The 19,425-nt window shown below is 60.9% G+C and carries 21 protein-coding genes; 9 read left to right on the top strand and 12 right to left on the bottom strand.

What is annotated here, in order from left to right:
* Positions 1-118: 118 nt before the first annotated feature.
* On the top strand, positions 119-811 hold the full coding sequence (locus V0R37_RS19935; protein ID WP_420376220.1) for an HAD family hydrolase: 693 nt from the start codon (positions 119-121) through the stop codon (positions 809-811).
* 100 nt (positions 812-911) lie between these two features.
* Here the strand turns inward: V0R37_RS19935 and V0R37_RS19930 are convergent, their stop codons facing one another.
* A complete protein-coding gene (locus V0R37_RS19930; RefSeq protein WP_420376219.1) occupies positions 912-1,724 on the bottom strand; it encodes an arylamine N-acetyltransferase family protein in 813 nt (270 codons plus the stop codon).
* A gap of 144 nt (positions 1,725-1,868) precedes the next feature.
* Here V0R37_RS19930 and V0R37_RS19925 point away from each other — a divergent pair, with 144 nt between their 5' ends.
* From V0R37_RS19925 to kdsA, 3 genes are all read left to right on the top strand, one after another.
* The gene (locus V0R37_RS19925; protein WP_420376218.1) at positions 1,869-2,288 is read left to right on the top strand and encodes a type II toxin-antitoxin system HicB family antitoxin; all 420 of its coding nucleotides are present in this window, start codon (positions 1,869-1,871) and stop codon (positions 2,286-2,288) included.
* Between the two features lie 201 nt (positions 2,289-2,489).
* Complete coding sequence (gene pyrG, locus V0R37_RS19920) at positions 2,490-4,151, top strand: CTP synthase (RefSeq protein ID WP_420376217.1); 1,662 nt, start codon at positions 2,490-2,492, stop codon at positions 4,149-4,151.
* A gap of 2 nt (positions 4,152-4,153) precedes the next feature.
* Positions 4,154-4,996 (top strand): 3-deoxy-8-phosphooctulonate synthase, encoded by an 843-nt coding sequence (gene kdsA, locus V0R37_RS19915; RefSeq protein WP_420376216.1) that lies wholly within the window; start codon positions 4,154-4,156, stop codon positions 4,994-4,996.
* An 82-nt stretch (positions 4,997-5,078) separates the two neighbouring features.
* Here kdsA and V0R37_RS19910 read toward each other — a convergent pair whose 3' ends face one another.
* From V0R37_RS19910 to V0R37_RS19895, 4 genes are all read right to left on the bottom strand, one after another.
* Positions 5,079-5,492 (bottom strand): RidA family protein, encoded by a 414-nt coding sequence (locus V0R37_RS19910; protein WP_420376215.1) that lies wholly within the window; start codon positions 5,490-5,492, stop codon positions 5,079-5,081.
* Between the two features lie 52 nt (positions 5,493-5,544).
* The gene (locus V0R37_RS19905) at positions 5,545-6,546 is read right to left on the bottom strand and encodes a Bug family tripartite tricarboxylate transporter substrate binding protein (RefSeq protein WP_420376214.1); all 1,002 of its coding nucleotides are present in this window, start codon (positions 6,544-6,546) and stop codon (positions 5,545-5,547) included.
* Positions 6,543-7,421: an alpha/beta hydrolase gene (locus tag V0R37_RS19900; protein ID WP_420376213.1), complete on the bottom strand. Its 879-nt coding sequence runs from the start codon at positions 7,419-7,421 to the stop codon at positions 6,543-6,545. The genes V0R37_RS19905 and V0R37_RS19900 overlap by 4 nt, the downstream gene beginning before the upstream one ends.
* 63 nt (positions 7,422-7,484) lie before the next feature.
* Positions 7,485-8,117: a helix-turn-helix transcriptional regulator gene (locus V0R37_RS19895; protein ID WP_420376212.1), complete on the bottom strand. Its 633-nt coding sequence runs from the start codon at positions 8,115-8,117 to the stop codon at positions 7,485-7,487.
* A 210-nt stretch (positions 8,118-8,327) separates the two neighbouring features.
* On the opposite strand from V0R37_RS19895, the gene V0R37_RS19890 reads away from it, so the two are divergent.
* From V0R37_RS19890 to ftsB, 5 genes are all read left to right on the top strand, one after another.
* Entirely contained in the window at positions 8,328-8,612 is a 285-nt protein-coding gene (locus V0R37_RS19890; RefSeq protein WP_420376211.1) for a DUF1330 domain-containing protein, read from the top strand.
* Positions 8,613-8,765: 153 nt separating this feature from the next.
* Positions 8,766-10,382: an MFS transporter gene (locus V0R37_RS19885; protein WP_420376210.1), complete on the top strand. Its 1,617-nt coding sequence runs from the start codon at positions 8,766-8,768 to the stop codon at positions 10,380-10,382.
* Complete coding sequence (locus V0R37_RS19880) at positions 10,375-10,800, top strand: MarR family winged helix-turn-helix transcriptional regulator (RefSeq protein ID WP_420376209.1); 426 nt, start codon at positions 10,375-10,377, stop codon at positions 10,798-10,800. The genes V0R37_RS19885 and V0R37_RS19880 overlap by 8 nt, the downstream gene beginning before the upstream one ends.
* A 153-nt stretch (positions 10,801-10,953) precedes the next feature.
* Entirely contained in the window at positions 10,954-12,240 is a 1,287-nt protein-coding gene (eno, locus tag V0R37_RS19875; RefSeq protein ID WP_420376208.1) for a phosphopyruvate hydratase, read from the top strand.
* Between the two features lie 42 nt (positions 12,241-12,282).
* A complete protein-coding gene (gene ftsB, locus V0R37_RS19870) occupies positions 12,283-12,609 on the top strand; it encodes a cell division protein FtsB (RefSeq protein ID WP_420376207.1) in 327 nt (108 codons plus the stop codon).
* 38 nt (positions 12,610-12,647) lie between these two features.
* On the opposite strand, the gene V0R37_RS19865 is transcribed toward ftsB, so the two are convergent.
* The 7 genes from V0R37_RS19865 to V0R37_RS19835 form a co-directional block, all read right to left on the bottom strand.
* Positions 12,648-13,631 carry a TadE/TadG family type IV pilus assembly protein gene (locus V0R37_RS19865; RefSeq protein WP_420376206.1) on the bottom strand — a complete coding sequence of 328 codons (984 nt, stop codon included), beginning with the start codon at positions 13,629-13,631 and terminating at the stop codon, positions 12,648-12,650.
* Positions 13,632-13,705: 74 nt separating this feature from the next.
* Complete coding sequence (gene hslO, locus V0R37_RS19860) at positions 13,706-14,629, bottom strand: Hsp33 family molecular chaperone HslO (protein WP_420376205.1); 924 nt, start codon at positions 14,627-14,629, stop codon at positions 13,706-13,708.
* 60 nt (positions 14,630-14,689) lie between these two features.
* Positions 14,690-16,363: an acetate--CoA ligase gene (locus tag V0R37_RS19855; RefSeq protein WP_420376204.1), complete on the bottom strand. Its 1,674-nt coding sequence runs from the start codon at positions 16,361-16,363 to the stop codon at positions 14,690-14,692.
* A 131-nt stretch (positions 16,364-16,494) separates the two neighbouring features.
* Positions 16,495-17,010, bottom strand: a complete 516-nt coding sequence (locus V0R37_RS19850) for an RDD family protein (protein WP_420376203.1) — start codon at positions 17,008-17,010, stop codon at positions 16,495-16,497.
* A 164-nt stretch (positions 17,011-17,174) separates the two neighbouring features.
* Positions 17,175-17,405, bottom strand: a complete 231-nt coding sequence (locus tag V0R37_RS19845; protein WP_420376202.1) for a hypothetical protein — start codon at positions 17,403-17,405, stop codon at positions 17,175-17,177.
* An 82-nt stretch (positions 17,406-17,487) separates the two neighbouring features.
* Entirely contained in the window at positions 17,488-18,996 is a 1,509-nt protein-coding gene (locus tag V0R37_RS19840) for a THUMP domain-containing class I SAM-dependent RNA methyltransferase (RefSeq protein WP_420376201.1), read from the bottom strand.
* Positions 18,997-19,007: 11 nt separating this feature from the next.
* Positions 19,008-19,424, bottom strand: a complete 417-nt coding sequence (locus tag V0R37_RS19835) for a CopD family protein (protein ID WP_420376200.1) — start codon at positions 19,422-19,424, stop codon at positions 19,008-19,010.
* Between the last annotated feature and the right edge of the window lies 1 nt (position 19,425).

The following is a 19,425-nucleotide window of genomic DNA, read 5'->3' as shown; positions in this document are numbered from 1 at the left end:
TTTCCCTGTCATTCTCGGAGAGTCGGTGAGCTTTCGCGCAGGGCCGCATGCCGACATAGATGATAGACTTCCTTTGGCCGATTTCCATACCGCCGCCGTGACGTTCTAAACTATCAACATGACAGATTTCCCCTTCGATGCAGTCCTCTTTGACTGCGATGGCGTCCTCGTGGACTCCGAACCCATCACCAACCGCATCCTGACCCAAATGCTCAACGAGTTGGGCTGGCCTATCACCCTTGAAGAATGCATGCGTATCTTCACCGGCAAAGCTGTCAGGGATGAAACCGCTTTAATCGAAGCCCGCACCGGATTCCGCATCGACGACAAGTGGACCAAGCAATTCCGCCAGCGCCGCAACGAAGCGCTGGACCGGGATCTGGTCGAGATCGCCGGCGCACCCGAAGCCGTGCGCGCCTTGCATGAGATATTGGATGGTCGCATTGCCGTTGCTTCCGGCGCCGACATAAAGAAAGTCGAACTGCAACTGACCAAAGTGGGGATTGCGGATTGCTTCACAGGACGGGTCTTCAGTGGCCAGGACCTGCCGCGCAGCAAGCCGTTTCCCGACGTGTACTTGGCCGCCGCACAAGCCGTAGGTGTGGCGCCATCTCGCTGCGCTATTGTTGAAGACACCGTTACAGGCGCCACCGCCGGCGTCGCGGCTGGAGCAACGGTATTCGGCTATAGCCCCGACACCGCGGGCCACAGCGCTGCGGAAGCGTTGCGGGCTGTGGGCGTGGCACAGGTCTTTACCAGCATGGCCGACTTGCCCAAGCTGCTGGCCGAATGGTCGCCAGCCGTCGTCTAGATGAAGTTGCACTGAAGGGACCGGCGGGCGCTCAGGCATGCCGCCGGGCTGTTGCCGGTGCAAGCGATACCGATCATAGCCATCCAATAGGAGCAGGGCACTACGCGGCAATCATCGCTGCAAGCCTGTCATTCAAATTGGGTATCCCCGAAGTCGATATCCGAAACTCATTCTCCAGCACGTCGATGATGTCTTCCACCGAATCAAGCGGCTTCTTTTCGACGCGGCCCTCCAAGTGGTAGAACGAATACTGCCTGTTTAGCAAAGCATGCCGGCCTTTTGGCGCGGGGCGGGCCGCGATCAGGTTGTTGACGAAGTGGGAGCTTGGATGCGTCGACGTATACCAGTTGAATACTTCATAATCCGGCGGGTAGTGCCGCATCAGATCAAAGATATACAGATCCTGCCATTCGCCCCTGGTCTTGGTTTGCAGGCAATAGGCATCGCCCCTGCCTAGCAGGCGATACGGTCCATGCGGGGTGTCCTGGACGATATCGGTCATAAACCGAATCGGCGCTGTCAGGGTCAGGCCGCCGAATCCGGTATCGGCAATAAACTGTTCGCCCTCTACCTCGACAAGCAGCAGCATATGGCTGCGCGGGGTAAGGACGCCGTCCTCGGCGTTCAGGCGGACACGCGCCGCAAGCCCATCCACGGTAAATCCCATATTCCGCAATACATGCTGGAATACCGAATTGTGCTCATAGCAATAGCCCCCGCGCTTTTGCTTAATGAACTTGTCCAGCAACGCATCGATGTCCAGGCTTACCGTCAAGCCGGTAAAAGGGGACAGGGCCTCGAAGGGAATGGCTTGGGTATGTTTGATGTGAAGTTCGTGAAGTACTTTCAAGCTGGCTTGGCGTTGCCCGTGGTACTGGATATGTTCAAGGTAGGCGGAAATATCAGTGTCCATTCGTGTGCTCTCACTAATTGAAAAAACTTCTACAACCAGTGTAAAACTTCAAGTCAACTTTAGGTCAAGAGTTGCAAAGTGCGTGCAGGCCTGCAAGTGCAACAGCCCCCATCAAGTTGTGCGAATGTAGGAGCCGGAAACATCATGCCAAATAAATATCCAGTCAAGATCACTCCAGACGGCGAAAGCTATATGGTGCAATTTCCGGATATGCCGGAAGCAATCACCTGTGGCGATACGCTGGAACACGCCCGCGAGATGGCTCACGATGCTCTGTTGACCGCACTCGAATTCTATTTCGAGGACTTGCGAGAGGTGCCTGCTCCATCCAGGGTAAAAAAGGGTGAACAGTATGTCGAGCTTCCCGCCAGCATCGCGGTCAAAGTTCAATTGCTTAATGAAATGGTCCGGCAGCGTGTCAAACAAGCAGAGCTGGCCAGGCGGATGGATGTCTCGCCAACGCAGATCAATCGCATTGTCAATGTGCGCCAAGCCACCAAGATCGATACGATCAACGAAGCCTTTAAGGCTTTAGGAAAACATCTCGAATTCGTCGTCGCATAAGTTGCAAAAACCACGGATGGGCAACGCTTGATCCTCTATAGCCCGGGTCCCCGGGCCCAGGTTCACCGCCCGGTGTGGAACCACAACACCGCCCAATCCAAAACAGCAATATTCTCCCCCGCCCGCCAACAAGCCGTCCCGTCCCGGCTATAATCCAAATTTCCTGCTCCTGTCCGGTAGCCCCGGGCATGTAAATTTACAATGACCAAATACGTATTTGTAACGGGAGGCGTCGTTTCCTCCCTGGGCAAGGGCATTGCCGCTGCTTCGCTTGCCGCCATCCTTGAATCCCGAGGGCTGCGCGTCACCCTCCTGAAGCTCGATCCCTACATCAACGTCGACCCGGGCACCATGAGCCCCTTCCAGCATGGGGAAGTCTTCGTGACCGAAGACGGGGCCGAGACGGATCTGGATCTGGGCCACTACGAGCGCTTCATTTCCACGCGCATGCGCAAGGTCAATAACTTCACGACCGGACAGATCTACGAATCCGTGCTGCGCAAAGAGCGCCGCGGCGACTATCTGGGCAAGACGGTACAGGTCATTCCGCATATCACCAACGAAATCCAGGATTTCGTGGCGCGCGGCGCAAAATCCGCATGGAATGGCGAAACCGATGTGGCTATCGTCGAGATCGGCGGCACGGTGGGCGACATCGAGTCGCTGCCTTTCCTGGAAGCCGCAAGGCAAATGAGCTTGCGCCTGGGGCGCAACAATGCCGCTTTCGTGCACCTGACGCTGGTGCCTTTCATTGCCTCGGCGGGCGAGCTCAAGACCAAGCCTACGCAGCATTCGGTCCAGAAGCTACGCGAAATCGGTATCTATCCCAATGCCTTGCTGTGCCGTGCCGACCGTCCGATTCCGGACGAAGAGCGGGCCAAGATTTCCCTGTTTTCGAACGTGCCGCTGGATGCCGTGATTTCCGTATGGGATTCGGACTCCATCTACAAGATTCCAGCCATGCTGCACAAGCAGGGCCTGGACAATCTGGTGTGCGATGCGCTGGCCCTGACGCCGCCGCCCGCCGACCTGACCGTGTGGGATCGCCTGGTGGACGCCATCGAGAATCCCCAGCACCAGGTGCGCATCGGCATGGTGGGCAAGTATGTCGACCTGACCGAGTCGTACAAGTCGCTAAGCGAAGCGCTGATTCATGCAGGGATACACACCAATTCGAAGGTGTCGATCGAATACCTGGATTCCGAGCAGATCGAATCCGAAGGCACTGATTGCCTGAAGGGCCTGGATGCCATTCTGGTGCCGGGCGGCTTCGGCAAGCGCGGCACGGAAGGCAAGATAGCCGCCATCCGCTATGCGCGCGAAAACGGCGTGCCTTACCTGGGTATTTGCCTGGGGATGCAGCTTGCCGTGGTCGAGTTCGCGCGTCATGTGGCCGGGCTGGGCGGCGCCAACAGCACGGAGTTCGATCCGTCCGCACCGCATCCGGTGGTGGCACTGATTACCGAATGGCAGGATCGCGAAGGCAAGATTGAAAAACGCGATCAGACTTCGGACCTGGGCGGCACGATGCGCAAGGGCGCGCAGCGCTGCCCGGTCAAGCCGGACACCCGCGCCAGCAAGATCTACGGCAACGAAGTCAACGAGCGGCACCGCCATCGCTATGAAGTGAACAATGTGTACGTGTCGCGCCTGGAAGAGGCCGGCCTGGTCATCAGTGCGCGCACGCCCACGGAAAACCTGCCCGAGATCATGGAGCTGCCCAACCATCCGTGGTTCATGGGTGTGCAATTCCATCCGGAATTCACCTCCACGCCGCGCGACGGGCATCCCCTTTTCTCCAGCTACATACGCGCCGCCATCGATTACCAGGCGACGCGCAAGGAAGCCCAGAGCAAGGAATAGCCATGAAACTATGCGGATTTGAAGCCGGCCTGACCCAGCCTTTTTTTCTGATCGCGGGGCCTTGCGTCATCGAGTCCCGCCAGATGGCCTTCGATACGGCGGGCATCCTGAAGGAAATGACCGGCAAGCTGGGCATACCCTTCATCTACAAAAGCTCGTTCGACAAGGCCAACCGCAGCTCGGACAAGTCCTATCGCGGTCCGGGCCGGGATGAGGGCTTGCAGATACTGGCCGACGTGCGCGCTCAGTTGAATGTGCCGGTGCTGACCGACGTGCATACGACCGAGCAGGTCGCCGATGTGGCGGCCGTGGTCGATGTCTTGCAGACGCCGGCCTTTCTATGCCGGCAGACCGACTTCATCCACGCCTGCGCGGCCACGCTGAAACCTGTCAATATCAAGAAGGGCCAGTTCCTGGCGCCTCACGATATGGCTCAGGTGGTGGCCAAGGCGCGCGCGGCGGCCATAGCCGCCGGGGGCGACGGGCACAACATCATGGTGTGCGAGCGCGGCGCTTCCTTCGGCTACAACAACCTGGTTTCCGATATGCGCTCACTGGCCATCATGCGCGAAACCAATTGCCCGGTGGTGTTCGACGCCACGCATTCGGTGCAGCTTCCGGGCGGGCAGGGCAGCAGCTCTGGCGGGCAGCGCGAGTTCGTGCCCATCCTGGCGCGCGCCGCCGTCGCGGTGGGCATTGCGGGCCTGTTCATGGAAACCCATCCCAATCCCGACCAGGCCCTGTCCGACGGCCCCAACGCGGTGCCGCTGCAGCAGATGGCGGCATTGCTGGAGTCGCTGGTGGCCCTTGATCGGGTGGTCAAGGCAAAGCCCGAGGCGCTGTAGCGCTTTCGGCCATTCCATCGTTGGAAAACCGTCGGGGCAGGCAGCCCCCGACACAGGCCGGCGCCCGAGCCGGCCTGTTTATTTATTGTTCCCGAGCCGCCAGCGCCACGGCTTCCACTTCCAGTTCCAGACCGTAGTGCAATGCCGCGACGCCCGCGATGATGCGGGCCGGCCGGTGTTCGCCCAGCCATTTTGCATAGTATTGATTGAAGCTGGGCCAGTTTTCCATGTCGGTCAGGTAAATGCGTACCTGGACCAGGTCCTGGGGTGTCAGGCGGACCGCTTGCAGGCAGGCCTCCAGGTTGGCCAGCACTTGTAGCGCCTGGGATTCGAAGGGCTGGCCAGTCATGGGCTTGCCCTGGGCGTCTATTGGAAGTTGGCCCGAAATATGGGCCAGGCCCGCCGCGGTGCAAACATGGGAATAGTGGCCTCCGGGAGCGGGAATGGCGGTGCTGTTGGCGCTGCGGATGGCGCGCTTGTCAATGCTTTGATTCATGCAACTCTTGAATTGAAGGTTGAGGGCTGGGGTTGCCAGCCCTCAATGAAGACTAGTCCAGGCTGATTCCTGAGCTTTTTATCACACTGTCGAAAAGCGTGAAGTTGGCATCGATCATCGAGGCGAAGTCCTGCGCTGTGCCGGGCAAGGGTTCTATGCCCATGCCGTTCAGGCGCTTGACTGTGTTTTCGTCGGCTAGTACCGCATTCAATTCCGCATTGAGCTTGTCGACGACGGCCTGCGGTGTTTTGGGCGGAGCCATCAGGCCGACCCAGGAACTGACGTTGAAATCAGCCACGCCGTTCTCCTGGAAGGTCTCGACCTTGGGATAGAAGGGGGAGCGCTTGGCGGTGGGCACGGCAATGGGCTTCAACTGGCCCATATTGATGTAGCCCTGGACCGAGGCGGCGGAGACGAAGGCCAGGGGGATGTGGCCGGCCACCACATCGTTGACGGCCGGCGCGCCGCCCTTGTAGGGCACATGTACCAGCTTGGCGCCGGTCTTCTGTGTCAGGAGCTCGCCCGCGATATGCACGATGCTGGCTGTGCCCGAGGTGCCGTAGGAAAGGCCTTCGGGCGTTTTCTTGGACAGCTCGATGACTTCCTTCAAGGTGTTTGCCTGCACACTGGGGTGGGCCACCAGAATGATGGTGGAATTGCCGATGTTGCCGACCGGCGTCAGGTTCTTGCTGGGATGGAAACCGGCCAGGCTCTTCATGACATGCGGATTGATGACCAGGCTGCCATCGAGCGCCAGCATCAGTGTGTAGCCATCGGGTGCGGCGGTCATGACGGCATTGGTGCCGATATTGCCGGAAGCGCCGGGCCGGTTCTCCGCGACGACCTGGGTGCCCAGCCGCTTGGACAGGTTCTCGGCGATGATCCGGCCGCTGGTATCGGTGACGCCGCCAGGCGCGAAGGGGATGATCAGGCGGATGCTTTTGCCGGGCTGGGGAAACTGGTCCTGCGCGCTGGCGGGGCTCAGGAAGGCCGCGCCCATGAGAGCGGTGGCAAACACTTTGGCGACAAAAGGTCGTAATGGGCTGTTTCTCATTTTTGATGGACACCGTAGGTTGGGGGAAAGTCGGCGGCGCGCAGCGCCATGCCGGCGGCAAGCCGGCTGAGCCAGCCCGAGGGCGACTCGAAATGCGTCATGATGGAATAGTGGTTGTCGTCGGGCAGTTCCCCATACAGGCAGTCCTGCCCCCCCTGTTTGCACAGGTTCGCAAAATCGCGACTCTGCGCCACCCAGGCCGGCGGCTCGGCCGAGCCGGCCACCATGGCCAGGTTGCAAGGGCGGCGGGGGGGATGGCGCAGCGGACTCAGGGCATCGACCGCTTCCGGCCGCAAGCGTATCTGCTCGTTCACCGAGATGTGCAGCACAGGCTCCAGTTCGTAGATGCCGCTGATCAGCAGTGCCGCGTGCGGCCCGGCGTCGTGGGCGGGATCGGACAGCGCGGCGGCGATCAGGTGCGCGCCGGCCGAGTGCCCGGATGCCGTCAGGTTCGAGGTCTGGCAGCCGAAAGCGCCGGCATTGTCCCGGATCCAGGAGAAGCCGTGTTTGACCTGTTCGACAATGGCGCCCACCTCGACTTCCGGACAGAGGTCGTAGTTCATGACGATGGTCGAAATGCCATGAGGCGCCAGCGCATCGGCAACGAAGCTGTAGTCCGCCTTGTCGCGGGCCCGCCAATAGCCGCCGTGCAGGAAGACATGAAGGGGCGCGCGGGGATCGGCGACGGGAAATATGTCCAGCGTTGCAAGCCTGGATTCCCCGTAAGGCACATCCAGACGGCATGCCTTGCGCTGCGACCACCGCTCGCGCGTGGCCAGGCTCAGCGCCGAAGCCCTTGCGGCGTAGCGGTCGACCTCGGCCGCGGATATCGAGACTCGTGGATTGAATTGCTGTTCGATGTCTGTTTGCGTCATGGCACGGTGGGGTAGGGTGGAAGGGAAGCGATCTCTATGAAAGCGGTGCGCGGCGGCCCGCGATCATTTGGCATCGCCGTAGACGGTCGCCCGCGAAACGCCAAGATGCTGGGCGACCACGGCGGCCGCGTTCCTGATCTCCAGGAAGCCTTGCTGCTTGAGCGTACGGACCAGGGTCTTCCTGTCCTTCTTGTTCAGTGCGCGCGGGGTGGTCGCGAGCGAGGCCGAGAATTCGTCGATCTTGGCCCGCAGCAACGCGGCATTGCCGGGATCCAGGGTGTCCCGCGCGCCCGTGGGGGTCGTGGAGACAAGCTTGTCCAGGAAGACCGACAGACTCTGGAACATGCTGATGTCCATGTTCAGGCAGAGCGCCGCCACATAGCGGCCATTGATGTCCTTGATGCCGATGGAGGAACTTTTGACTTGCCGTCCGTCCGAAAACTGATTCGGGTAGCTGGCCAGAACCTGCGGATACTCCTTGTCCAGGATGCGGGCCAGGCCCAGCTCGGTCGCGGGATCGCCGACCTGCCTGCCTGAAAGGTTGTTCTTCAGGCAGGCGATGGCGTGCTTCGGATCGGTCAGGTCATGCACCACGACTTCGCAGAAGGGTTCGAAGGTGGCGGCTATGCCCTCGGCGATTTTTTCCAGCTGGCTGAGCAGTAGGGCCTGTCCGGCGGTGTCTTGTGTTTCATCCATTTAGACATATTATCTAAAACTATACTAAACGTCAATTTGTTTTGACGATTTTGGGGAATACCCTGAAGCCGCCACGATGGATGAATAGCGGCCGCTGTGCAAAGGCGCGTCTGGCAGGGGGTAGAGCGCCGCATGCGGCGGTTCCAGGGCGAATTCTTTCTTGTATAGTGCTTGTTCGTTAGTTGCTTCAGCTTTGACAAGAGTTTGCCTATGACAGCCTATGTGATCGCCAATGTTTTTGTGACCAATCCCGAAAAATACGAGGAATATCGCCGCTTCTCCACCTTGGCCATGCGCGCGCACGATGTGAAGGTGCTGGTCCGGGGCGGCAAGACGGAAACCCTGGAGGGCCGCGATCCGGGCCGCACGGTGATTTTGCAGTTTCCCAGCATGGCGGCCGCGCGCGCCTTCTATAACTCCGCGCAGTACCGCCGGGCCCGCAATGCCCGCGAGCGCGCCGCCGTCATGAATATGTACATCGTGGAAGGGGCCTGAACCTTTAACGGTCAAGCCGGCTGTTACAGGCGCGGCACGAAACGCGCTTTGCCGTTCTTCGCGGCTGAAATCTTCCTTGCTTTACCTTGCTCCTTGGCAAGGCCTTTGCTAAAATCATTGACTTATCAATGATTGATAAGTCCAAGGTTAAGCATGCCAGCTACGCCCGCTCCACTATCCACCGAAACCGGACGGGTGCTGTCCGTGCGCCAGTCGCTTCTGGCCATGCTGGGGCTGTGTTTTGTGACCATGATGGTGGCCGTCGACCAGACCGTGGTGGGCACGGCGCTACCCACCATCGTGGCCGAGCTCAATGGCTTTGAACTGTATGCCTGGGTAGCCACGGCCTACCTGCTGACTTCCGTCATCACCATTCCCATCTTCGGCCGGCTGGGCGACTACTACGGCCGCAAGCCCTTTGTCGTCGCGTCCATCATCGTATTCATGCTGGCATCGGTCTTGTGCGGCATGGCCGACACCATGCTGCAACTGGCCCTGGCCAGGGCCTTGCAGGGCATAGGCGGCGGCATGCTGATAGGCACGGCCTTCGCCTGTGTGCCCGACCTGTTCCCGGATTCGCACGTGCGCCTGCGCTGGCAAATGCTGCTTAGCGCCGCATTTGGAATCGCCAACGCCTTCGGTCCGTCATTGGGCGGCTTCCTGACCCAATACACGGGTTGGCGCTCGGTATTCTTCGTGAACCTGCCCATAGGGATCGTCAGCCTGTATTTCGTCTGGCGCTTCCTGCCCCATATACGCCAGGCGCAATCGAAGGATATCCGCCTGGACTGGCAGGGGGCCGTGCTGATCGCGCTGGGCCTGGGCAGCCTGCAACTGTTCGTCGAGCTGCTGCCCACGCAAGGCGCCAGCCTGTCCATGGTGCTACTGGGCGTTTCGTCCTTGTTTGTATTCGCCGCGCTGCTGTACTGGGAAAAGCGCTGTCCGCAGCCTTTGCTGCCTTTGGATATGTTCCGCAACAAAAGCCTGGCCACGCTATTTTGCCTATCGCTGTTCGTCGGCTTCATCATGTTTGCCTTGCTGTTTTATATACCGCTGCTCCTGCAAGGCGGTTTCGGCATGACGCCGCAGCAGGTCGGGCTGCTGATCACGCCGCTGGTGGTATGCATTACGCTGGGCAGCGTCACCAATGCCCGCATCATTGTCCGACTCTCCAAGCCCAATCACATGCTTTATGCCGGTTTCGTCCTGCTGGTTCTGGCCTGTGTGGGCATTGTCCTGATGCAGCAGTCCACGCCGAAGCTGCTGGTCGTTCTGTACATGATCCTGGCCGGATTGGGCCTGGGCTTTGTCATGCCCAATCTGACCGTGTTCGCCCAGGAAACGGCGGGGCGCTCGCTATTGGGCATTTCCACCGCCATGCTGCAATCGGTGCGCATGATAGGCGGCATGCTGGGCACCACTATTGTCGGCACCCTGGTGACGAACTACTACGTCAGCGGCGTTCGCCAGGCGGTGCCGCAAGGCCAGGGCACGTCATGGCTGAGCATGCTTGAGGATCCGCAGGTGCTGGTCAACCATGCCATACAAAGCGATTTCATGGCGCATTTACAGCGCCAGGGCCTGCTGGGAGAATCCTTCATCGAAGTGGCGCGGGTGGCGCTGGTGTCGGCGGTCCATCATGGCCTGGCCACCGCCTTGCTGGTGGCGGTCATCGCTTTGGCATGGGTCTATCGCCTGCCGCTGATCCGTTTGTCGCGGACGGCGGGTGCGTCGCCGCCGGCAAGGCAGGAGGATGCTTCCAATGGCTGATATCCCCCAGTTGCAGGCCATACAGCAGCTGGGCCGTACTTATCGCGCACTGATGTCCGCTTTTGAAGCCGACATCGGGCACTCCATGCCCCGCTGGCGCATACTGCTGGCCTTGTACCGTTCGGGGGAGTGCTCGCAGAAGCAGCTTGCGCGCGATCTTCCGATGGATCCGGCGTCCTTGACACGCCAGATAAAGGCCATAGAACAGATGGGCTGGGTCGAGCGCCATACCGATCCAGGCGACAACCGCCTGACCAATGTGACGTTGACGCCCAGCGGCCGCAATGCCGTCCAGGATATGCTGCCGCGACGCACGGCGTTCATCGAAAATATATTCGAAGGCCTGTCGGCGGAGCAACTGGCCGACCTGAGCGCCATGCTGCACACGCTGGAAGAACGCTTGCGGCGGGAGCCGTAAAATTTCCCATCATTTAAACTTGATGTAACCCGCCAGCGCTCGGCACCGGGGTACAATCGGGCGTTCGCGCTTGTTCCAGTCGGATTCAGCTCTCGCAAGCGCCTTGGCCAGCCCTTTCAGCGTAACCTTATCTTCAAGCAGGACAGTCAAATCATGAGTGCAATCGTAGATATCATTGGTCGTGAAATTCTCGACTCTCGCGGCAATCCCACCGTCGAATGTGACGTTTTGCTGGAATCGGGCGCCATGGGGCGCGCTGCCGTGCCTTCAGGCGCATCCACGGGCGCGCGCGAAGCCATCGAGCTGCGCGACGGCGACGAAAAGCGCTACCTGGGCAAGGGCGTATTGCGCGCCGTCGAGAACCTGAACACTGAAATCTCCGAAGCGCTCATGGGCCTGGACGCCCAGGAACAAACCTTCGTCGACCGCACCCTTATCGACTTGGACGGAACCGAATCCAAAAGCCGCCTGGGCGCCAATGCCATCCTGGCGGCCAGCATGGCCGTGGCGCGCGCCGCGGCCGACGATTCGGGCCTGTCGCTATACCGTTATTTCGGCGGCAGCGGTCCCATGCAGATGCCGGTGCCCATGATGAACGTCATCAACGGCGGGGCTCACGCCAACAATACCCTGGATCTGCAAGAATTCATGATCCTGCCCATAGGGGCAAGCAGCTTTCGCGAATCGCTGCGCATGGGCGCCGAAGTTTTCCACGCCCTGAAGAAGCTGATCAACAAGCAGGGCATGTCCACCGCCGTGGGCGACGAGGGCGGTTTCGCGCCCAACGTGGCCAACCACGAGGCCGCCATCCAGCTTATCCTGCAAGCGATTTCCGAAGCCGGCTATGAAGCCGGTTCGCAGATCGCGCTGGGCCTGGATTGCGCCAGTTCCGAATTCTATCGCGACGGCAAATACCATCTGGCCGGCGAGGGCGGCGTGTCGCTGACGCCGCAGGACTTCTCCAACCTGCTGGCCTCCTGGTGCGATAAATACCCCATCATCTCGATCGAAGACGGCATGGCCGAAGACGACTGGGACGGCTGGAAGCTGCTGTCCGATCAATTGGGCAAGCGCGTTCAACTGGTGGGCGACGACTTGTTCGTGACCAACACCAAGATCCTGAAGCAAGGCATAGACCGGGGCATCGCCAACTCCATCCTTATCAAGATCAACCAGATCGGCACACTGACCGAAACCTTCGCCGCCATCGAGATGGCCAAGCGCGCCGGCTACACGGCCGTCATTTCCCATCGCTCGGGTGAAACCGAAGACTCCACCATTGCCGACATCGCCGTGGCTACCAATGCCATGCAAATCAAGACCGGCTCCTTGTCGCGTTCCGATCGCATGGCCAAGTACAACCAGTTGCTTCGCATCGAAGAAGAACTGGCCGAAGTGGCTTCCTATCCCGGCCGCGACGCTTTCTATAACCTGCGCTAATCGGCAGCCTGGCTCCGGCCGGGCTGTTTTTTTGTCCGATACATGCGACTTTTACTTATTATCCTGGTATTGCTGACCGCCATTACCCAATATCCATTGTGGTGGGGGAAGGGCGGTTGGCTGCGTGTGCAGGAACTGCAAAGAAAGGTCACCAGCCAGCAAGAGACCAACGATGCCCTGCTGGCGCGCAACAATGCCCTGCAGGCCGAGGTTCAGGACCTGAAGTCGGGCAAGGCCGCTATCGAAGAGCGCGCCCGGGCTGAGCTGGGCATGATCAAGCAAGGCGAGGTCTACGTGCAGATACTGGCCCCGCACGAGCGCGAGCCGCAAATAAAAACGCCGGCCATACCGCAACGGAAAGGCAATTAGGGCCGCAAGACACGGTTTCTTTGCATCTAGGCGTCCCGTCAGGCGGGCGCGCAACACAGCACGACCCCACAGGCCGGATCGTCCGGCGAGACCGCCAGATGTTCGCTGCCGGGCGGCGGGTCGTTGCCTGCGGGGATGTGCGCCGTGCCGCCGGGATCGGGCTGTATCGGAGCGAGCGGCAGGGATGGACTGGGGCCGGCATGCACAGGGCTTTCGGGGCCGCCGCACTGGATGCCCGCGCAGCCTGGTTGTGTGGGTGATTGCGCCAATGCCGCGCTTTGCCCCCTGACGATTTTTCCGCCAGGGGGCAGAGGCCAGTCCACCGGGTGCGACTGCATGCCCAGCGCGATTTCACGAACCAGGGGCAAATAGCCCCGCGCCAGCGCATGCTGGCGGTATGAGCCATTTTCGCTTCCCAGCATGCGTATCAGGCTTTTCATGCCAGGAAGCACCGGTTCGTGCAGATAGCTCAGGCGCAGCACCAGCGTGTTCGCCTGGAAAATCGAGGCCCCGGATGCGGGGCCCCGGCCCTGTTCCCAACCTTGTCCACGCCGCTTCAGGTCTTGTTCCTGCTGGTAACTATTGTTGATGGCGGCCAGCGCGCCCTGGCCCCGCACAGAAACGGAGCCGTCGGCGAAGTCGCGAAACGCATCGGGTGTGGGGGACAGGATCTCGATTTGCCAGGGCGGCCCGCCGGTTTCGACGCTGCGCTTGTGCAATGCGTTCTGCAATTTTTGCCGGCTGGCCTGGCTGGATGAGTCGGGAAAGAGCGGCAGCAGCGCCTGTTCGAAGGCCTGCACCATGGCATCGGGATGGGCGTGCCCGACGATGCCCGCGCGGCCGGCTTCAAGCAGCGCCAGGCTGGCCGCCTGCCGTGTGAAGAACCAGGCGGCGATGTCGACGCTGCCCAGCCCCACCAGCAGTATCGGTATGGCCACGATGGAGAATTCGATCAGGCTGGCGCCGGATTGGCGCGGCGCGCGGGCGCCGGGGATAAATGGGAAAGGACGCTTGGGGCACATGGACGCAATGTATCCATGCGCCGGTACGGCGTCGATTGTGGATAGTGCTTAAGGCCTGTCAAGGTGAACAGGTGCTAATGGACCGAATCGTCTCCGTCGTACGAGGTTCCCAGGTTGTCCACGAACAGGCTTGCGCAGTCGACCGCATCGAAGTGATAAGGCTTGCCGCAGAAATTGCAGACGATATCCACCTGCTCCTGTTCGGTCAGTATCTCTTCGATCTCTTCGCGCCCCAGCCCGCGCAGCATGTTGGCGACGCGCTCGCGTGTGCAGGGACAGTGCCAGCGGACGTCCTGCGGCTCGTAGGCGATCAGGTTCTCTTCCCAGAACAGGCGATGGATCAGGGTGTCGGTATCCAGTTCAAGCAACTCTTCCTGCTTGACCGTGGAGGCTAGGTGGCACACTCTTTTCCAGGTTTCGTCGGGCGAGTGCTCGACGATGGGTTCCGTTCCGCCCTGGGTGGGCAGGCGCTGCAGCAGCAAGCCGGCCGCATGGGTGGAGTCGGACGCCAGCCATAGCCGCGTGTCCAATTGCTCGGAATTGCGCATATACGATTCCAGCACATGCGCCACCGAGTCGCCTTCCAGCGGAATCACGCCCTGGTAGGGCTGCATGCCGGTGGTTTCGCGGTTGGGATCGAGCACGACAATGAAGCGCCCCTTGCCCTGGGTGTTCAGCAAGGCCTGCAAGGTGCCGTCGGCCGGCACGTCGTGGCCTTCGCGCAGGCTGACCGTGGCACGCACCGAAAGGTCGGCATTGCATTCCACCACGATCAGGGAAATCGGGCCATCGCCCTGCAACTGCAGGACTAGCGAACCATCGAATTTGATGTTGGAAGCCAGCAATATGGATGCGGCCAGCAGTTCGCCCAGCAGGCGCTGGACGCATTCGGGATAGGATTGGTGGGCAAGGCCGGTCTGCCAGGCTTCGGTCAGCCTTACCGCCTGGATCCGCGCACTGTGGTCGGGTAGCAGGTACTTCTTGAATTGATCTTTCATAGGCTGATTTTAGCCCATATCGTTTCACCGCCATGGAGGCGGGCGGGGCCTGGCGCCAGACTATTTGCCCGATTTTTCAGCCGCGGCGATGCGCTGCTGCTCACGCGCGCGCAGGACATGGCGGCGGATTTTGCCTGTGCTGGTCAGCGGCAGCTGGTCGACGAATTCGACTTCGCGAGGCATCTGGTAGGGTGCCAGGCGCTGCTTTACATGTTCTTGCAGTTCGGCCTGCAGAGCATCGCTGTCGTGCTGCCGCGCTTCAGGCTTCAGGACTACATAGGCCTTGATGACGGCGCCCCGGGTGGCATCGGGCTTGGGTACCACCGCAACGTTGGCGACGGCCGCATGGCGCAGCAGGCAGTCTTCGATTTCGCCGGGGCCTATGCGGTAGCCCGAGCTCTTGAATACGTCGTCGCTGCGGCCCGCGTACCAGTAATAGCCGTCCTTGTCGATGGAGGCCAGGTCGCCCGTCAGGCACCAGTCCCCGATGAACTTGGCCTGCGTGGCGGCCTCATTGCGCCAGTATCCAAGAAACAGGACGGGATCGGGATGGCCGTGGATATCGTAGCGATTCAGGGCTATTTCGCCCACGGTGTCCACGGGGCAAGGCTGTCCATGCGCATCGACCACGGCGACCTGATGGCCGGGATAGGGCCGGCCTATGCTGCCGGGCTTGGCCATCCATTTGCGGTGGCTATTGCCCACGAGGTAATTCATTTCCGTCTGCCCGAACATTTCGTTGGGCGTGACGCCCAGCGCCTGCTGGGACCATTCGAAAGCGACCTGGCCCACGCTTTCGCCGGCGGCCATCATGGCGCGCAGCGCCAGCCGGTAATGTTCGCGCGGCTGCGGGATCTCTTGCATCATCAGCTTGAGCGCAGTGGGAAACAGGAAGGTGTTGGTGACTTGGTAGCGTTCCATGATTTCGAAGGCGCGGGTGGGCGAGAACCGGCCCAGCGCGCCCACGATGGCATGGCCGAAATACAGGGTGGGCAGCAGCGCGTCCATCAGTCCGCCGGTCCAGGTCCAGTCGGCGGGACTCCAGAATATATCGCCCTTTTGCGGAAACCAGTTTTGCGACGCGACGAAGCCGGGCAGGTTGCCGATAAGTGCGCTGTGAGGCAACAATGCTCCTTTTGGGGCGCCTGTGGTTCCCGAGGTATACAGCAGCAACGCGGGGCTGCTGGATTTGGTGGGCACCAGGCGGAAGGCCGTAGGCTGGCGTGCCAGCAGCGAGCGCCAGGGAAGGATGGCCTCGTGCTGGAAGTCCACGCCTATGATCTGTGTAAGCGCCGGACATTGCAATTGCGCTTTAAGCAGTTCGGGTCCGGTCGAGGCATCGACGATGGCCACGCGGGCCTCGGCGTCTTTCAGGCGCACGGCCAGGCCGTCGGCGCCGAACAGCGGCGATAACGGCAGTACAACGGCACCCACACTGAAGGCGGCCATGTACGACGCCACGGTTTCGGGGCGCTGCCCCATGACGATGGCTACGCGGTCCCCGGGCATGACGCCCATCTTGACCAGGCCGCTGGCCAATTGGTTGGCCGTCTCGGACAGGCGTGAATAAGTCCAGACTTCGCGCTGTCCAAGCTCGTTTTCATGGAAAATGGCAATGCGCCGGCCTTCAACGGGATTTTCCGCCCACCGGTGTACGCACGCTTGCGCGATGTTGAATTGAGAAGGGACAAACCACTGGTAAGACGGGTACAGCTCCGAGTATTGGTCGTTCATTGTCTTTTGGATTCAACAGGGCGTGGGGAGGGCGCTAGCTCCTTTTACCCCGAAGCATGAACGACAAGCCGATTCTGTGCAATCCCTACGTTTCAGAAAGCGAATGACATTAGGGTTTCCACTGTGAAACGCTATGGCTTTTGGACATCTATCAGGCGGGTTCCCAAAATTCGGTCATGCAGGAATTGGCCGTCCCTGTCGATCCAGGTCCAGATGAACAGGGTAAAGGGGGTGAAGACGATGAACAGGTCGGTGGAACTGTAGCCGGTGGCGCGCGACGCGGCCAGCACCAGCAGGGCGGCCAGCAGCGGTATGGGCCACAGCAGCACGTAGCGCAAAACCAGCCTGCCTGCCGGCGGACTGGCCCCGTTGCGGTCGACCAGCCGGATATTCCAGGTTTTCATGGGCAGCGTCTGGCCGCGCTTGCGCCAGCACATGATGAAGTACACGCCTATGGCGATGAACAGGATGGCTTGCCGGCCATGCCTGAGCATGAGCGCGTTGCGGCTTTGCGTAAGCGTATCGAACAGATAGCCGGCCAGGAAGACCACGCCGAACAGCAGCACACCTTCATACATCATGCAGGCGAAACGGCGCCAGCGGCTGGGCGTCGAAAAATCGGAGCGGGAGGGGGAATTATGATGCATTGCAATAACAGCCGAGGGAAACAATGGCCGTTATTATCGTGCATTCCGGGCGCGCCATGTAAAACACCCCAAAATGCTGGAGCATATCCAGCTTTCGGGGTGCGGTACGGCGATTCGTCCTGCCTGCGGCGTGGGCCGAGATTCAGGCGGGACAGCGGCCGGAATTAGCCTGCGGAATGGGCCGTGGCAGTCGCGCGCGGCTGAGACTGTACGCTTTTTGATGCGGTAGACAGCTTGGCGAACAATTTTTTCAGGGCCGCGACCGGCTTGAAGCGGTATTGTTCTTCAATGGCGCGCATCATCAATTGACGCTCGAGTTCGTCGGTTAAACGGGTGTCTTTGCCTACGTTGATCATAGCTTGGCCTCTTACATGAAAATTGAACGTTTCGTTCAAGGGTTAACCCTATTATACGGGTTAACCCTAGTAAAAAGCAAGCGGCAATGTTGCGATGCAAAAAAACGTGGCGCGGCAGCGACTATTTTTCCTTCCGGTAGCTGGCTTCCACCATTTCGAAGCTGAACAGGCGGCAGTCCAGGCCGCCGTTATGCAGAGGATAGCGCCGCAAAGGTTTCAGACGCATTTGCTTGGGCAGGTCCAGATCGCTGGAAATGATATTGACGTGCCAGCCGCTGTAGCGCTGTTTCAGGTTCTGGGCCCAGGCGCGCCACAGGCCGGAATCGTCGTCGGGCAAGCGTTCGCCGTAAGGCGGGTTGGTTACCAGCCAGCCGGTGTCGGCGGGGGGCGGCGCCGTGCTGGCGTCGCCGATTTCAAAGCGTATGGAATCGGGCGTCAGCCAGGCGCGTTCCAGGTTGGCCCGGGCGGCATCGATGGCGCGCGAATCCAGGTCGTAGCCGACAATGGGGCTTTCCAGTTGCGTGGCAATGTGCGAGCGCGCTTCGTCCTTGATGTCGCGCCAGTGGCGCGCATCGTGATCGCGCAGCCTTTCGAAGCCGAAAGGCCGCCAGATGCCCGCCGGCACGCCCAGCGCTATCCAGGCGGCTTCGATAAGTATGGTGCCGCTGCCGCAGAATGGGTCCAGCAATGCCTGCGCAGGGTCCCAGCCGGAAAGGGCCAGCAGGCCGGCCGCCAGGTTTTCACGCAAAGGCGCTTCGCCTTTCTCAAGCCGCCATCCGCGCTTGAAGAGCGATTCGCCGGACGTGTCCAGGTAAAGGGTGGCGCTGTCCTCGTCCAGGAAAAGATGCACCCGCGCATCGGGCCTGACGGTATCGATGCTGGGCCGCTCGCCTTCGAGATCGCGCAGGCGGTCGCAAATGCCGTCCTTGGCGCGCAGATTGCAATATTGCAGGCTTTGCATGGGGCTGCGTATGGCCGAGGTATCGACCCGCAGGGTTTGTTCGGCGCCGAACCAGCGTTCCCATGGCGTGTCCTGCGCCAATTCCAGTATGTCGTCTTCGTGCCGGACGGGGCCATGAGCCACCTGGACCAGTATGCGCGTGGCCAGGCGTGAATACAGGTTGGCGCGCAATACGCCGGTCCAGTCGGCATGGAAGCGGCAGCCGGCGCGCGCGGGCTGGGCGTCGTCGAACCCCAGCGCCTGCATTTCCGCGGCCAGAGCCTCTTCCAGCCCCTGCGGGCAGGGGGCGAATATGGGAAAGATTTCGGCTTTGGCGGTGTGTCGGGGCCGGCGCGTGGCGCTGCGCTGGATGACGGGTTCGCGCTGTTCCGGCTCTTGCCGCTGCGTGGCAGGGGCTGGCCGGCCGGTCCTTGGGGCGGGGGCGTCATCGCGTGGCTTGCCGGGACGCCGGGCCGGGGCATCCGCTGGTTTGCCGGCGGCGGGGCGGGGCGCAGCCACCGGCGCCGCAACGCGTGCCTGCCGCTGCTTTTCGCGTTCCCGCTCCAGTTGTTCAACCTGGCGCGCGCGTGCGCCGCTGCGTTTGCGGCGTTCGCCGTCAGTGGCGGAGTCGGACGCGGCAGGCGTCTTTTTCTTCAGCGTAAGCGTTTTGCCGGGTTTGGTGTCAGTCATGGTTTAACTAGTTAAAAAGGCCGTAGGACTACCAATGCAATGACAATCAGCAGCAAAAGAACCGGAATTTCGTTGAACCAGCGGTAGAACCGATGGCTGTGCGTGTTCGCGCCGCGCTCGAATTTTTTCAGCATGCGGCCGCAAGACAGATGGTAGGCAAGCAGCAGGACGACGGCGGCCAGCTTGGCGTGCATCCAGCCTTGCCCCATGCCGATGCCGTAGCCGGCGAACAGCCACAAGCCGAACGCGATGGCCAGCACGGCCAGCGGCGTCATGAAGCGGTACAAGCGGCGCGCCATGCCCAGCAGGCAGGCCTGGACGGAAGCATCCTGGGCCTGCGCCAGGTTTACGTAGATGCGCGGCAGGTAGAACAGGCCGGCGAACCACGACGTGACGAACAGAATATGGAATGTCTTTATCCAGAGCATG

It is taken from the genome of Pollutimonas rozaliensis (genome assembly GCF_048751585.1).
Classification (GTDB): Bacteria; Pseudomonadota; Gammaproteobacteria; order Burkholderiales; family Burkholderiaceae_B.
This window is presented reverse-complemented; position numbering and strand designations above follow the sequence as displayed.